Here is a 14,091-nt window from a genome sequence, read left to right on the forward strand (position 1 = left end):
GTACGGCTACAGGAAACCCCGCCCCCAGGCCTACCTAGCTGGCCGACACCGGCAGCTTGAGGTCCAGCAACTGCAGCAGCCGGTCCATGTCAAAGTGGGTGGCGATCAGGTCTTGAATGCAGCGTACTTTGATCGGCTCGTGCAGGCGTACCTGGCCAAACAGTTCGTCGATACGCTCGACAGTAGACAGGGTATCGGAGTCCACCGAGACGATCGGCACTTCTAAATCGGAAGCCCGCTCTAAAATTTCCGGGGAGGGAGGAATCTGGCCGGTCAGCACCAGGCACTGGGTGGAGGTCTCCAGGGCCGCAAACTGAATATCGGTGCGATCGCCCCCGGTCACCACCGCCATATTGGTGGCTTTGCGGAAGTACCGCAGGGCCGAGTTGACGTTCATCGCCCCGATGGTCAGGGTCTCAACCATCAGATCCAGGCGGTTGGGGCAGCAGAGCACCTCGGCGTTGAGACGGGCCACAATCTCACGAACCGTCACGCTGCGCATAATCGGCGATCGCGGCAGCAGCGCCAGTACCGGAATGCCCTGACTCTCCAAAAAGGGACGGGCCATCTCGGCACAGGCGGCGGCGGCATCGGCAGGAATGTCGTTGACAATCACCCCGATTAGGCGCGCCCCCAGCTGAGCCTTGGCCGCCAGCAGGCGATCGACCAGCAGCAGCGAGTCGTAGCGGGTAACCAGCAGCACCACCGCATCGATGTCGGCCGCAATGTGGGCCACCGACAGGTTCAGCAGGGTGCCTTCGGTCAGGTTGCCCGGCCCCTCCAGCAGCAGCAGGTCTTCGCCGCGGTGTTCGGTGTAGCTTTCCAGACTGTAGTGGGTTGGGGCCTGGCCTGCCGTGGTCAGGCGATCGGCCACCGCCGCTTCGATCAGGGAAATTGACGGCGGATAAAACCGGGTTGCCGGCAAGTGCAGCGTTTCAACAATAAAATCGAGATCGGGATCGGTTTCGTCCTGGCCAGTGGAACTGCCCATGGGTTTACCAAACCCAATGTCCAGGCCGGTGGCCTGAAGTTGGAGCCCAACGCCCAGTAACACCGCTGACTTACCGCTGTAGGACTCGGTTGAACCAATCACTAGACGCTTTGCTGAACTGGGCACGCTGCAACTCCTCCATGGGGGCAAAGCACTGTGCTTAAGCGACCAGGCATTGCCGCCATAGAGCAGCCCAGCATCGCCTGGCTGATGCCGATAGGTACAGTGCCATACTCATTCTGCCACTTTAGCGGATGTCGGCGTCAGACCGTTGCCAAACCCGTGGCCCAGCTGCTCTGAAACGACCTAACCTAATCGTCCAGCCGCAGAAGCTTGCGATAAAACCCCTGGGAAAAGTCCGCCGCTCGCTTTTGGCGCAGCGCCACAATCACATCAAATAAAAAGTCTACAAATTCAAAGGTGGCCATCGTGATCTCGTAGCTCAGATCGCTATCGCCGTCGAACTGCATGCGGCACCGGGTCAGATCAGCGGGCAGCACCGAGACATTCCAGGTGGCCACAAAGGCGATGCTGTCCCCTCCCTCAATCTGACGCTCGCCCTCCAGATTGCCCTGCTTGTACAGAGAAATGGCGTAGGGCAGCGCATTGCGCTTACTGCCCTGGTAGTAGGGCATGTAAACGCTGATGTCCTGCTTGCCTGCTGGCTGAATTGCCTCAAACGTCAAACTCATGGGTCTGGCCTTTAGGTCGAGTTCTAACAAACGATGCTTCAAAAAACGGTGATGGCGGCGATCATCGGGTTTAGGTGCTTAAGATACTAGATACCCACAGTCTGCTGACTGACCGATGATTCCTTCGACATCGTTAGCATTCCCCATGAGGGTACCAGGGGTATCACTGAAATTTTCTCGCAAAATCGGGGATGATAGACCTAGGCCGGGGGCATGTTTGGGGTTAAGGTAATTTTCCCTGGGCAGGGCAACCTGGCCATTGCCGTTTTGTCGTGCTTGCTAACCTGAGTTCATGGCTGATACTCCCGAACGCTTTGCTGCCGGACGTTTTTTTACTCCCGTTGATGAACTCGAGATGGAAGACTTCCCAGGGTTCTCTGGCCGTCGCTCAAAGGCGGCGCTGACCCTGAGCCTGTTGTGGGGGACTACCGTGGTGCTGCACCTGGTGTCCTGGGGCAGCTGGCTAGTGCTCGGCTTAACGGCCCTCCTGACCACCCACGCCCTGCGAATTTTGCTGACTCGACCAGGGCGGCCTCCAGCGCCTCTCCCCCCGGCCTCGCTCCCTGGGGTGGCGATGCCCGAGGCCAAAGAGACCTGGCCCTACGTGTCCTTGCTGGTGGCCGCCAAGAACGAAGAGGCTGTGATTGAACCCCTGGTGGCGGCCCTGTGTCAGCTCGACTACCCCGCCAGCCGCTACGAGGTGTGGATCATTGACGACAACAGCACCGACGGCACCGCCCGCCGCCTACAGACCCTCCGCGATCGCTACCCCCAACTGCGGGTGCTGTGCCGCAGCGCCGGAGCCACGGGCGGCAAGTCGGGGGCGCTGAACCAGGTCTGGCCCGATACCCAGGGCGACATCATCGGCGTTTTTGACGCCGATGCCCGGGTGCCGAGGGACCTGTTGCGCCACGTGGTGCCGATGTTTGACCCCTCGGAGGTGGGGGCCGTGCAGGTGCAAAAAGCAGTGGTCAACCGGGCCAAAAACCTGTGGACTCGGGGGCAGCAGGCTGAGATGGCCCTCGACAGCTACTTTCAGCAGCAGCGGATCAGCCTGGGCGGCATTGGTGAGCTGCGGGGCAACGGCCAGTTTGTGCGGCGGGTAGCCCTGGCCCAGTGCGGCGGCTGGAACGAGGAGACCATCACCGACGACTTGGATCTAACCCTGCGTCTGCACTTTGGCGGCTGGGATATCCAGTTTTTGCTGCACCCGGCGGTGGGCGAAGAGGGGGTCGAGCGGCCCCTGGGGCTGTGGCACCAGCGCAACCGCTGGGCAGAAGGGGGGTATCAGCGCTACCTCGACTACTGGCGGCTGATAGCCCAACCCCGGCTGGCCCCGGTCAAAACCTTTGATATGGCCGCCTTCTGGATGATTCAGTACGGCCTGCCCACGGTGGCTTTGCCTGACTTTGTGATGGCGGTGCTGCGCCACCGGCTGCCGCTGTTTTTGCCGGTGTCCAGTCTGGCCCTGACCCTGTCGATGGTGGGCATGTTCTGCGGGCTACGGCGCACCCGGCAGCAGGCCCTGTGGGTGAGCGGCCTGCAAACGCTGTGGGGCAATCTCTACATGCTGCACTGGCTGCTGGTGATTGCCACCATGACGATGCGGCTGGCGGTGCGGCCCAAACGACTGCGCTGGGTCAAAACCACACACCTGGGCAGTGAAGAGGACATTCAGGTTGATCTATCCTAGATACGTTCTGTCTGGCTGCTCCGCGATCGCCCCCTATGCCCTGGTTCGTTAAAATTGAGAAAGGCGTGGTCAACAAAGCTATTTTTGACCAGTTTGTGCCCGCCCACGTGGCCTACGTCAAAGATCTGATTGCCAAAGGCCACGCCGCCAGGAGCGGCTATTGGGCTGAGTTTGGGGGTGGTATGCTGTTGTTTCAGGCCAGTTCGCTGGATGAAGCCCGCGCCATTGTAGCCGCCGACCCGCTGATTCAAAACCACTGCGTCGATTACGAGCTGCATGAATGGCGGGTGGTTGTGGAGTAGGAGGACATGCTGTGGCTGATTCTAGCGACGGGTACAAGGTAGTCAGCGACAACCGCCAGGCTCGCCACGAGTACGAAATTTTAGAGACCTACGAAGCCGGTCTGGAGCTGATGGGCTCGGAGGTGAAGTCGATTCGCCAGGGCAAGGTCAACCTCCGCGACGGCTATGCCTCAATCAAAGACGGGGAGCTGTGGCTGCACAACGTGCACATCTCCCCCTACACCATGACCAACAAGGCCTATAACCACGACGCCAAGCGCACCCGCAAGCTGCTGCTGCACCGCGACGAAATTCGCAAGCTAATCGGCAAAGTGGAGCAAAAGGGCCTGACGCTGGTGCCCCTCAAGCTTTACCTGCAGCGAGGCTGGGTGAAGGCGACCATTGCCCTGGCTCGGGGCAAAAAGCTCCACGACAAGCGCGAAAGCCTCAAACGCAAGCAGGAGAGCCGCGAAACGGCCCGGGCGCTCAGCGGTCGGGGCTAGTTGCTCAGCTTTACTCAATACTGACCCCGCCGAAGGTTTCGGCCTTTTTCCCGGCCCTGGCGGGAGCGGCTTTTTCGAGTTTGCGGGCCTGCTGGTGGTGCGTCTGAAAGTGGCTCATCCAGGCTTCGGGGGCATTCATCGTTTCGCCGCCGTGCTTGGTCAGCCGTTGGCGTACCTGGCACAGCACCGGAGTATTGACGCAGGCCCCCGACACAATCACCTGGCCTTTAGTCAGGGAGGGCAGTTCCTGTAGGAGGTCACGCCCGGCGGCCTCGACGCCGTACTTGAGGCTGTCCTGGTCTACGGGGTTGACAATGCGCATTAGAAACTGGCTCATGCACTGGCTGAGCACGTCGGAGTCGAGCTTACCCGGGCGCTGGGTGATCAGCCCCACCCCCATGCCAAACTTGCGGCCCTCGCTCAAAATGGTGCGCAAAATCTGCTTGCAGCGGGCCGGTTCGTGGGCGGGGGCAAAGCGGTGAGCCTCTTCAATCAGGATGAACACCGGGTAGGGCAGGTAGTTTTCGTCTTCGGCGGTGATTTTGTCCTTGGCCGTGTTCATGCGGGCCTGGTAGCTCTGGCGCAGCACAGCGGCGCAGATCACCTGCTGTTCTTCCTGGCTGATCTCGTTCATTTGCAGCACGGTCACCTGTCCAGGGGCAAAGAGATCGCGGGGGGCCAGGTGCTGCACCCGATGAAAATAGTCCGATCGCTCCAGTTTACCCAGTTTCCACTCCAGCGCCGGGGCCGAGGATCCGGTTTTTTCATTGCCTTCGTCGTCGGTGGTGCGGTCTGACTCGTAGCAGGCGGAGATCAGATCTTGTACATCCCAGCGGTGCTCACCAAACTTGTGCTTGCCCAGCAGGCTAAACGCTTTGTTGAGAATGGCCTGCTGGCGATCGCTCATATCCGGCAAGAGCGTCAGGATGTCGTAGTAGTCCAGCGACGACATCCGAATCCGAATGTCGTCGGGGGTGAGGATTTTGACCTCGGGGCTGTAGCCATCGGCGGTCGCGAAGCTGGCGTGCCCGCGCATGTCGGTCAGGGTACCGTACTCACCGTGGGGGTCAAAAATTAAGACGGCTGCCCGGTTGTAGGGGCTGAGCAACTCCTCGATTAGCACCCCTGCTGTATAACTTTTGCCCGAGCCGGTGCCCGCCAGAATGGCCATGTGGGTACTGACCAACTCTTTCACGTCCAGGGCCACGGGCACTCGACCGCCGGGGCGCAGCAGCAGCGAGCCGATATGGGCCGAGCCGACCTCCTGGGGCTGCTTTTTGTTGATAATCTGGCGCAGGCTGTCGTCGTCGGCCAGGGTGACTTTGGCTCCAGGATCAGGGGAAATGCGCGGGTTCATAAAGCCGAGGGCGGGGTGAAAGTGGCCCACCACATCGACGGTGACCTCATAGATTTCTGGGTTGGGGTGGGCAAAGCCGACTAGCGCGGCGATCGCCTCAGGATCGATGTCGGGATCGGCAAAAATGCGATCGGGCAGGTGGTCGATCAGGCGACGGTCAGAAATCTTGCCCAAGATTTGGGCCTTGGGCATGTCGGTCAGATCGACGGTGTAGTAGACAAACTCGCCAATTTTGACCTGACTGTTGTCGGCGGTAATGAACACGTACTGGTTACCGTTTTCTCCGGGACCCTTGACCGTGCCAATAACTGGAGAATCTAAGGATTGAGGTGACCGTGCCATCGCAACTCCGCTCGAGAATTTGCTGTCAGTTTAGTCAGTGGTCTGGGGCCTGTCATTAACCCCAGTCAAAAAATTTTGACCGTCGGCGTTGCCAGGCCGCCCCAAAACCAGGCTAAGGGCTGCGACCGTTGCGCCCCAGGCGATCAGTAGGCGATCAGGGGCCAATTGATGCGCCCCCCAGCCCGGTGCCGGATGCTGGCTGCATTAATACTAATGTCCTGCTGATGATAAGGGTAAAGGCAACCCATCAATCTGTAAAGCAAGTTTGGCTAGACCGGTCAGCCAAACCAGTGCAGCGGCTGGGTGAGGGCATCTGGTGTCGGAGCGTGGCTCTACCCGACCTCACAAACAGCCAGGAGCGGCGGACGGAGATTGCGGATCTTTTGAAAGTTGGGACGAGAGAAAAATTGGCGAATTCACGGATACTGCCTCGCGAGCGAGTAGATAGGCTAGGGGAAGTTGGAGGCGGAGTCCGGAGTAGCTCAGCTCCACCTCCAGCTCAGGCGGTCAGGAACATATCGTTGATGGTTGTCCATGGCATCGGAAACTTCGCCAGTGCTGTTTCAGGTCCGCTCCCCGGAGGGTGGCTTATCCGCCTTACCCGGTGGCGATGTCCGGGAAACGTGGCCCCTGGTTCACGCCCTGGCCGCCACCCTCAATGACCCCAATCCCCTGCCAACTCTGGCTGAGGTCCTGGGTACTCATTTGGGGGTTGGGGCCTGCCTGCTGCTCTGTCACTATCCCAGTAGCAACCATCTGATCTACACCTGCTGGCATCGGGACGAGGAGCCTACCAGCCAGTATCTTGGGCCTGCGGAGGCAGGGTCGGCCACAGACTGGCAGCGTCGCGTAGTGCTGGGCTTAATTCAGCAGACAATTGAGCAGACGATGACTGGGGTTCGTCCGCGCTGGCAAAAGGGCCTGGCGGCGCTGCTGCGGGATGAAGACGGCCCCCCGGCTTGGCTGCGCACTGTCACCGCCTGTACCGCGATCGCCGTCGATGGCTCAGGCCTGCAGGGAGCCATTCTACTGCTGGGCAGCGGGGCAACCGCAGTGGATCCTGGGGTCCAGGCCAATCTGGCCAGCCTGGGCGCGATCGCCTTCCACCAGCACTACTTGCAGGGGCAGGCGGTGCGCCAAACCGAGCAACTGCGCTACCTCAACTACCTGAAAGAAGACTTTCTCAGCACCCTCAACCACGAGTTACGCACGCCCCTGACCAGCATGATGCTGGCCATTCGCATGCTGCGCCGCCCGGACCTCACCCCAGAGCGGGCGGCCATGTATCTCGACATTTTGGAGCAGCAGTGCAGCCGCGAAATCAATCTGGTCAACGATCTGCTAATGCTGCAAACCCTGGAATCCAAGGCGGCATCGACCCATCGTCAGCCTACGGACCTGGGGCAGCTGTTGATCGATTTGGCGGAGCAGGTGAGGGAAAATCTACAGCAGGCTCAGCTAACCCTGGACGTGCAGCGACCGTCTAGCCCGGTGGTGCTATCCACCGATCTACAGCAGCTGACCAAGGTACTGCGAGAGTTGTTGGACAATGCCTGCAAATACTCGGCCCCGGCAACCACCGTCACCCTGTCCCTGGCGGCCTCTCCGGCTCCAGGCCGTGGAATCGTCCTACAGGTCACCAATTGGGGCATGGCCATTGAGGCCGCTGACCTGCCCCATGTGTTTGACAAGTTTCGGCGTGGGCACAGCGCCACCAGGGAGGGCATTGCGGGGACCGGTACCGGACTGGCTCTGGTGCGTGGGTTGGTGGAGCAACTGGGGGGCACCATTACCGTGTCAAGTCAGCCCAGCGATGCTTCTCAGCTCTGGCAGACTTGTTTTACCCTTGAGTTCAAACCCCATGGCGAGGTCACTCCCGGTGAGTAGAGCCATACTTCACCGGATCAACACCGCACCGGCAAACTTTGCTGGTATTCTGGGCACAGGCGTGGTGGCCTGGCTAAACTGCACCGTTATCGGCTAGTTTTTACCCATGACTGCAAACGTTCCTGACACCACTAACCTTGACGCGGCAGCTTGGGGCATTGCCGAGCCGACCGAGGTAGGCCTGGACTCTGAACTGGCAACCGGGCTTGAGCTCGGCCCGCTGTTGGAATCAGGGGTGGCTATTCAGACCCAGAAGCTGGAGGGTCAACAGCGGCGCATCGTTGCCTCCACCGATATTCCCTTTACCGCTGAGCAGATCTGGCAAGTTCTGACCGACTACGACAATCTGTCTAGCTTCATTCCCAACCTGTCCTTGAGTCAGCGGCTCCACCACCCAGAGGGCGGGATTCGCCTGGAGCAAATCGGTTCCCAGTGTTTTCTCAACATCAAGTTTTGCGCCCGCGTCGTGCTCGACATGGTCGAGGCTTTTCCCCGAGAACTGCGCTTCTCGATGGTAGAAGGTGACTTTCGCCAGTTTGAAGGGCGCTGGACGCTGGAGCCCGTAGCGGATGGCCAGGGAGAGGTGATTCGCCTGGGCTACGACCTGACGCTTCGGCCACCCCGTGCCATGCCGGTCGGCCTGATCGAGCGGCACATTCGCCACGACCTGACCCGCAATTTAAAAGCGATTAGCGATCGCACCGCCGTTGTCTTTGGGGCTTGAGCAATCAGGACTGCCCTCGGTGCTCCTGTCGCGCCTTGCTGTGAATAAGAATGACTCCGAGGGGGGGGGGACTGGTTTGGGTCTGGTTTCCCAGGAGAGAAGCATTTACCCATCTACGATGAGACTGGATCCTTCCAGGCGTGCCACTTGAGCCGCTCGGGATCGCGGCCGCCCTCGGCATAGTAAATCGCCATCCGCATAACGTAGAGGTAGTTTTTGCTGGTTTTATGGCGCTCTCGCTCGTTGGCCGCCACCAGTTGCTGAAAGAGATCCTCAGCCCCTTGGCCCACCAGGTCGAGCTGAGACCAAATCCCGATGCGGGCAAAGTCGCGAGCAAAGGTTTTGCCAATGCCGGGAATGTCAGTGAGGTCGGTCATGGCTGCACCAGCGGCTCCAGGCGCTCGGCGATGACGGCGTAGAAGGGGTCGCCGCCAGTCATCCCCAGCATTTGCAGAATAGTGGGGACGCTGGGCGTGCGGGCAATCACCTCGGGGGTACCAAAGCCCGGCACCGAGCCAAAGTAGCTCTTAACCAGGTTGACCCGGCGAGTTTCGCTGCCGTCGCGCCAGGCGGCGATCGCCTTTTGGTAAAACATCCGGTTTGAGAAACTGATGATGGCGATGCCCCCCGGTTTGAGGATGCGGTAGACTTCGGCAAAGACCACCTCGGGCTGCTGGAGGTACTGAACCGACACCGTATTCAGCACCGCATCAAAGGATTGATCGGCTAGGGGTAGCTTGGGGTTTTCGTTCAGGTTTTGGACAAAGTAGTGGTCTAGGCGGGGGTTCTTGGCCAGTTCTTCGGCATTCATACCGTGGCCTTCGACCCACTCAAAGGCGACATCTTTGGGCAGGTGGGAAACCCAGCTGCTCATCATGTCAAAAATGCGGCTGTTGGGGGCCAGGCGATCGCGGTACAGCTCGGTGAGCTGCTGAATGAAGCCCTCGTCTACGTGGGTGACGAAGCGGGGGGCATCGTAGAAAAAGGTGTCGCTGGACTCGTCGAGCTTGGTGCGCTGGTTGGGGGGAAGCAGCATGGTGAGGCCGATTGTGGGAGCTTCCCTAATTGTAAATAAAGATTAAGTTTTGGGCTACGGCCGGGCAGCGCGATCGGCCTGAACGCGACACGCCCTAGTACTGGCTAGCAGAAATAGAACAACCGTTGCTGGGGTTGTCAGGTGTTCGGTGTCAGGCGTCAGGAACAGTTGACTGACTTCTGCCGCAGAAGTACTAGGGCTCGCCCCGCATCATCAGTGGCTGCCACTCGCTGTAGCCTTCCAGGTGGCCCCAGTAGGCACGGACGCCGATGACGGCCCAGATCAGCGCCGCCACGATCAGCACCACGGCCCCTACGGTGCGCCAGATTTTGTTGTTGCGCAGATACACCAGGGTGGGGGCGGCCAGCACCCCGCCCAGCCCCGTCAGCAGAAAGGCCAGCCCCGCCACCAGCGGTTGCAGGGTTTGACCCAGATTGACAATACGCGCGCCCACCAAAATTGCAGTGAGACCGGCAAAAAAGGCGTAGACCGCCAGCGAAAGCAGATCCCACCCCTGAGCGATCGCGATCGCCGCCGCCACGTACAGCCCGCCAAACAGCACCGTGGTTTCGCCAAAGGAGATATTGAAGCTGCCGGGGACAGGCCAGGTTAGGGTCATGTGCAGACCGGTGACCAGGGCGATCGCCCCCACCAGTCCAAAGCCCGGGATCCATCGTTTCAGATTGGCCCCATCTAGTCCGCGGTAGACAAAGTCAGCCAGCAGCACCAGCCCCGCTGACATATTGATCAGCATGAGGGTGATGTAGTTGATAAACATGGCAATCGGCCCAATGCAACGCTTTATATCCTATCGATCCATGGGTGGCGGGGATAGACATGCGATCGCCCCCCAACCCTTAGCCTCGCCACTCAAGATGATGAAACGATGACATAAAGCCAGCTCAACCGTAGTGATAGATACTTCGTTGGCCTATGGCTAGTTGATAGAACCTAGTTAATTCGCTCACGCATAAAGTTCTTTGTTTTTGGAGCTTTCTAGACTAAGCACTCAAAAACAGAGGTATGGATTGCCTTTAGAAAACTTGAGAGTAGAGCACCTAGGGTTCCGACTTAGCAGCTAAGATTTTTTGAGGTCTTGATCTGGCTAGGGGACTGGTCCGAGAGGTGCAGCCGGGCGGCGATTGTGGCCTGGTTCACGGAGGGATAAAAGCCCGGGAGAAATAGCCCAGTTCTATAGGAATTGGCATTTTACTCCTGGGTTTTCTTGTATCTTCCGCTCGATAGTCACGAATCTAGGTCAGGAGCCTAACGGTATGGAACATAGTGCGTTTTCCTACGGCATCATTGCCTTTTTGCTCGGGACGCTAGGCATTGGGGTGTGGGCCTCCAGACAAATTAAGGGCGACAGCGTCAATTTTTTGGTGGCCGGCCGAGGGCTGGCTTTACCCTTAGCCGCAGCCACGCTGATGGCGCAGTCGGTCGACTCTAACGCCACCTTGGGCAACACCGACCTCGCTTCAGAGTTTGGCTTTTGGGCCGGGGCGGCGCTACCCATCGGGTTATCCCTCTGCCTCTTTTTGACCGGACTGATTTTGGCTAAGCCCATGAACCGTATGGGGCTGATTACCATCCCCGACTTCTATCGGGTCAAATATGGCCGCACCGTAGAACTGGTGGCCGCCTGCATTATGTGCGTCAGCTTCTCATTTCTGCTGGCGGGCAACCTGGTGGCTGGGGGCTACATGTTTCAAGACTTTCTTGGCACTAGCTATACCGGCGGCATTACTCTGCTAGCGCTGCTGGTGCTGGTCTACACGGTGTCAGGCGGGCTGTTTGCGGTCGCCTACACCGACTTCATTCAGGTGATGATTGCCCTGGTGGGGGCCTGGGCTCTGTTGGCTTACGTAGTAGCCAACTTTGGCATCAGCATTGACTCCGGCATGGGGCCAGCCGCGCTGGATCAGCTGACTGCCGTGAGTTCTGGGGCGGCGATTAACTGGGCTAGCATCATTGCCCTGGGCTTTGGCAATATGGTGGCGATCGACTTTATGGCCCGCATCTTTGCTGCCGAAAGCCCAGAAACGGCCCAGCGGGCCTGCTTGATTGCCTCGGCTGGCACGCTGATTATTGGTATTCCCTTTTCAATTATTGCGTTAGGGGCGGGGGGGATTCTCAGCCAGGCGGGCATTGTGCCCGATGGACCGGTGCTGTTTGCCCTGCTGAGGGAAGTCGTGCCACCCCTGCTGGGGCTGCTGGTGTTGGCAGCAATTTTGTCGGCCTCCCTATCTACCGCCGACGGCGCGATCTTAGGCACCTCGTCGGTGCTGGCCCACAATGTGATGGGCATTCGCCATGCCACGGCCCACGGGGCCGGGGGCGACAGGCTGCTGCTGATCACCCGCCTCATGGCCGTAGTTATTACGGTGGTGGGGGTGGTGCTGGGCCTGCGGGTACCCCAAACCGGGGTGCTGCTGCTGCTGGCCTTTGATATGAGCTTTGCCGGGCTGGTGGTGCCGCTGATTGGCGGTCTGTTTTGGGCCAAGGCGACCCGGCAGGGGGCGCTGGCCTGTATTGCGGTGGGGTCGCTGTCGCGCCTGCTGATGTTTACCCTCATGCCAACCATGTTTGGGGTTGATAACACGCTGCTGTACTTTCCCAACCGCCTGTTCACCGCTGATTTTGACGGCTTCCCTACGTTGATTAGCCCGCTGCTGGGTCTAGTGGCCTTTGTGGCCGTGTCGAGGCTGACCTACAAACCGCTCAGAGCTGAACACCAGCGGGCTGAGGTGCTGGAGGAGGTGCGATCGCTCTAAAGCTGTCGTCGGCCTACTTTGAAACCACCTCAGACTCCAGGTCGGGGTGCAGCACCACGGTGGGGGTCACCTCTGGCACGGCCTCTTGGACTCGCAGGGTCAGGGGCACCGCAATCAAGAAACAGCCCCCGCCCAGCACCACCGCCAGCAGACGGTTGTTGTCGAGCAAATGGGCCATAATCCACCCCAACCCTAGCGAGATCACGATCTCGGGCAGCACAATAAACATGTTGAAAATGCCCATGTAGATGCCGCCTTTGCGGGCAGGCAACGCCCCCGCCAGCATGGCGTAGGGCAACGACAAAAGGCTGGACCAGGCCACCCCCAAGCCCAGCATGGGCAGCAGCGCCCAGCGGGGCGACGGCACAAACCAGAGGGAAATTAACCCCACCCCGCCACAGGTGAGACAGAGCGCGTGGGCGATCGGGCGACTCGTCATCCTCGCCAGCCGGGGCAGCAAAAACGACATGCCAAAACAGACGGCATTGTAGGCGGCAATGCAGATCCCCGCCCACTCAATCCCCTGACTGTAAAGAGCCGAAGCCTCATCAGTTGCGCCAAACAGGTTGTGGGCCACCGCCGTGGGAAAGTACAGAAATACGCAGTACATACCCAGCCAGCTAAAGGCCTGTACCCAGGCCAACTGCCGCATGGTGGCTGGCATGTGTCGCACGGCGGTGAAAATTTCTCGGCCGGTGGCACCGATGCCCAGTCGCCGTTCCTGCTGCGCTCGAAACGCCTCCATATCGACCGGTGGCCGTTCTGCGGTGGTAATCACGGTCCACAGAACGGTGCCCAGAAAGAATACAGCGCCGGTGTAGAAGGAAATTTTGACGGCTAATGGGACGTCGTTGGCGGTACTGGCCTGCAGGTGAAAGACATTCGACAACAACCACGGCAGGGCGGCGGCCAGCACGGCCCCAAGGCCAATAAATAGACTCTGCATGGCAAAGCCTTTGGTGCGCTGCCTGGGCGGGAGCAGATCGCTAACGAAGGCCCGAAAGGGCTCCATGCTGATATTGGCCGCTGTGTCCAAAATCCAGAGTAAACCTACCGCCATCCACAGGTTGCCTGCGTTGGGCATCCACAGCAGTGCCAGAGATCCGAAGATGGCTCCAATTAAGAAGTAGGGACGGCGGCGGCCTAATAGGCTCCAGGTGTTATCGCTAAGGTTGCCAATAATGGGTTGGACGATGAGGCCGGTGAGCGGGGCTGCCAGCCACAGAATCGGAATTTGGTCGGCATCAGCCCCCAGGTGCTCGAAGATGGCGCTGGTATTGGCCATTTGCAGCCCCCAGCCGAACTGAATGCCGAAAAAGCCAATACTCATATTCCAGAGTTGCCAGAAGCTTAGCTCTGGCTTGGTCTGTGGTGAAGTCAAACGGGGTCTCCAAATCTCGCCAGGGGGTGGCAGGCGTCAGCCGCGACGGGCTCGCTGGCAACGTCCCGACATCCTGCGCCCTGCCGCAACGAACTAACCACAACGGGTTGCCGCAGCTAGGAGTCATCAGTTGCCGCCAGGATATGTGACTCCCCAGTGCTACTCAGCACCTGCCTATGTAAACTCGATAGGAGGCAAGATGCAACGTCATCTGGGGCTAACATTGCCAGCAGACAACAGATACACAGACTAAGGCTGAGATTCATGCCCGGCAGCGTTTGCGCCAGCCCGAATCTGTAATCCGAATGCTTTAAACGCTAACGCCTTTGCCGAATACCCGAGCGGTCGATACACAAATCGTACGGCTACCCCTATTGTGGCAAATGTTAGGCCGGGGCACCTGCTACCACAGACCGATTGATGGCGCGAT

13 protein-coding genes and 1 riboswitch are annotated in these 14,091 nt (G+C 59.4%); of the genes, 6 read left to right on the top strand and 7 right to left on the bottom strand.

Annotation, left to right across the window (positions count from 1 at the left end):
* Nucleotides 1–34 precede the first annotated feature (34 nt).
* Both NF78_RS08505 and ebsA read right to left on the bottom strand, forming a co-directional pair.
* The gene (locus NF78_RS08505) at nucleotides 35–1,117 is read right to left on the bottom strand and encodes a phosphotransacetylase family protein (RefSeq protein WP_035985745.1); all 1,083 of its coding nucleotides are present in this window, start codon (nucleotides 1,115–1,117) and stop codon (nucleotides 35–37) included.
* Nucleotides 1,118–1,302: 185 nt separating this feature from the next.
* Nucleotides 1,303–1,683, bottom strand: a complete 381-nt coding sequence (gene ebsA / locus NF78_RS08510) for a type IV pilus biogenesis protein EbsA (protein ID WP_052050000.1) — start codon at nucleotides 1,681–1,683, stop codon at nucleotides 1,303–1,305.
* Nucleotides 1,684–1,975: 292 nt separating this feature from the next.
* Between ebsA and NF78_RS08515 the strand changes: the two genes are divergently transcribed.
* From NF78_RS08515 to smpB, 3 genes are read left to right on the top strand one after another with little or no spacing between them, the layout of a single operon-like run.
* Nucleotides 1,976–3,376, top strand: coding sequence for a glycosyltransferase (locus NF78_RS08515; protein WP_035985746.1), 1,401 nt, complete (start codon nucleotides 1,976–1,978; stop codon nucleotides 3,374–3,376).
* Nucleotides 3,377–3,411: 35 nt separating this feature from the next.
* Nucleotides 3,412–3,678, top strand: a complete 267-nt coding sequence (locus NF78_RS08520) for a YciI family protein (RefSeq protein WP_035985747.1) — start codon at nucleotides 3,412–3,414, stop codon at nucleotides 3,676–3,678.
* 11 nt (nucleotides 3,679–3,689) lie between these two features.
* On the top strand, nucleotides 3,690–4,160 hold the full coding sequence (gene smpB, locus NF78_RS08525) for an SsrA-binding protein SmpB (RefSeq protein WP_035985748.1): 471 nt from the start codon (nucleotides 3,690–3,692) through the stop codon (nucleotides 4,158–4,160).
* 10 nt (nucleotides 4,161–4,170) lie between these two features.
* On the opposite strand, the gene NF78_RS08530 is transcribed toward smpB, so the two are convergent.
* Complete coding sequence (locus tag NF78_RS08530; protein ID WP_035985749.1) at nucleotides 4,171–5,859, bottom strand: ATP-binding protein; 1,689 nt, start codon at nucleotides 5,857–5,859, stop codon at nucleotides 4,171–4,173.
* 534 nt (nucleotides 5,860–6,393) lie between these two features.
* Between NF78_RS08530 and NF78_RS28125 the strand changes: the two genes are divergently transcribed.
* Nucleotides 6,394–7,746 (top strand): sensor histidine kinase, encoded by a 1,353-nt coding sequence (locus tag NF78_RS28125; protein ID WP_052050003.1) that lies wholly within the window; start codon nucleotides 6,394–6,396, stop codon nucleotides 7,744–7,746.
* 106 nt (nucleotides 7,747–7,852) lie between these two features.
* Nucleotides 7,853–8,470: an SRPBCC family protein gene (locus NF78_RS08540; RefSeq protein ID WP_035985750.1), complete on the top strand. Its 618-nt coding sequence runs from the start codon at nucleotides 7,853–7,855 to the stop codon at nucleotides 8,468–8,470.
* A gap of 113 nt (nucleotides 8,471–8,583) precedes the next feature.
* Here NF78_RS08540 and NF78_RS08545 read toward each other — a convergent pair whose 3' ends face one another.
* The 3 genes from NF78_RS08545 to NF78_RS08555 all read right to left on the bottom strand — a co-directional run bounded on the left by NF78_RS08545 (nucleotide 8,584) and on the right by NF78_RS08555 (nucleotide 10,284).
* Nucleotides 8,584–8,847: a helix-hairpin-helix domain-containing protein gene (locus NF78_RS08545; RefSeq protein WP_035985751.1), complete on the bottom strand. Its 264-nt coding sequence runs from the start codon at nucleotides 8,845–8,847 to the stop codon at nucleotides 8,584–8,586.
* Entirely contained in the window at nucleotides 8,844–9,506 is a 663-nt protein-coding gene (locus NF78_RS08550; RefSeq protein ID WP_035985752.1) for a class I SAM-dependent methyltransferase, read from the bottom strand. The genes NF78_RS08545 and NF78_RS08550 overlap by 4 nt, the downstream gene beginning before the upstream one ends.
* A gap of 193 nt (nucleotides 9,507–9,699) precedes the next feature.
* Nucleotides 9,700–10,284 (bottom strand): DUF981 family protein, encoded by a 585-nt coding sequence (locus NF78_RS08555; protein WP_035985753.1) that lies wholly within the window; start codon nucleotides 10,282–10,284, stop codon nucleotides 9,700–9,702.
* Nucleotides 10,285–10,553: 269 nt separating this feature from the next.
* A riboswitch (guanidine-I (ykkC/yxkD leader) is annotated at nucleotides 10,554–10,687 on the top strand.
* 93 nt (nucleotides 10,688–10,780) lie between these two features.
* Between NF78_RS08555 and NF78_RS08560 the strand changes: the two genes are divergently transcribed.
* The gene (locus tag NF78_RS08560) at nucleotides 10,781–12,280 is read left to right on the top strand and encodes a sodium:solute symporter family protein (RefSeq protein WP_035985754.1); all 1,500 of its coding nucleotides are present in this window, start codon (nucleotides 10,781–10,783) and stop codon (nucleotides 12,278–12,280) included.
* A 13-nt stretch (nucleotides 12,281–12,293) separates the two neighbouring features.
* On the opposite strand, the gene NF78_RS08565 is transcribed toward NF78_RS08560, so the two are convergent.
* Nucleotides 12,294–13,661 (bottom strand): MFS transporter, encoded by a 1,368-nt coding sequence (locus NF78_RS08565; RefSeq protein ID WP_035985755.1) that lies wholly within the window; start codon nucleotides 13,659–13,661, stop codon nucleotides 12,294–12,296.
* Nucleotides 13,662–14,091 lie beyond the last annotated feature (430 nt).

The organism is Leptolyngbya sp. KIOST-1, from assembly GCF_000763385.1.
Taxonomy (GTDB): Bacteria; Cyanobacteriota; Cyanobacteriia; order Phormidesmidales; family Phormidesmidaceae; genus Nodosilinea.

What these genes read in the sequence shown, in the direction of transcription:
- NF78_RS08545 (WP_035985751.1), bottom strand. Translation starts at nt 8,847, where the DNA reads ATGACCGACCTCACTGACATTCCCGGCATTGGCAAAACCTTTGCTCGC.
- NF78_RS08515 (WP_035985746.1), top strand. Translation starts at nt 1,976, where the DNA reads ATGGCTGATACTCCCGAACGCTTTGCTGCCGGACGTTTTTTTACTCCC.
- NF78_RS08555 (WP_035985753.1), bottom strand. Translation starts at nt 10,284, where the DNA reads ATGTTTATCAACTACATCACCCTCATGCTGATCAATATGTCAGCGGGG.
- NF78_RS08530 (WP_035985749.1), bottom strand. Translation starts at nt 5,859, where the DNA reads ATGGCACGGTCACCTCAATCCTTAGATTCTCCAGTTATTGGCACGGTC.
- NF78_RS28125 (WP_052050003.1), top strand. Translation starts at nt 6,394, where the DNA reads ATGGCATCGGAAACTTCGCCAGTGCTGTTTCAGGTCCGCTCCCCGGAG.
- NF78_RS08560 (WP_035985754.1), top strand. Translation starts at nt 10,781, where the DNA reads ATGGAACATAGTGCGTTTTCCTACGGCATCATTGCCTTTTTGCTCGGG.
- ebsA (WP_052050000.1), bottom strand. Translation starts at nt 1,683, where the DNA reads ATGAGTTTGACGTTTGAGGCAATTCAGCCAGCAGGCAAGCAGGACATC.
- NF78_RS08540 (WP_035985750.1), top strand. Translation starts at nt 7,853, where the DNA reads ATGACTGCAAACGTTCCTGACACCACTAACCTTGACGCGGCAGCTTGG.
- NF78_RS08550 (WP_035985752.1), bottom strand. Translation starts at nt 9,506, where the DNA reads ATGCTGCTTCCCCCCAACCAGCGCACCAAGCTCGACGAGTCCAGCGAC.
- NF78_RS08520 (WP_035985747.1), top strand. Translation starts at nt 3,412, where the DNA reads ATGCCCTGGTTCGTTAAAATTGAGAAAGGCGTGGTCAACAAAGCTATT.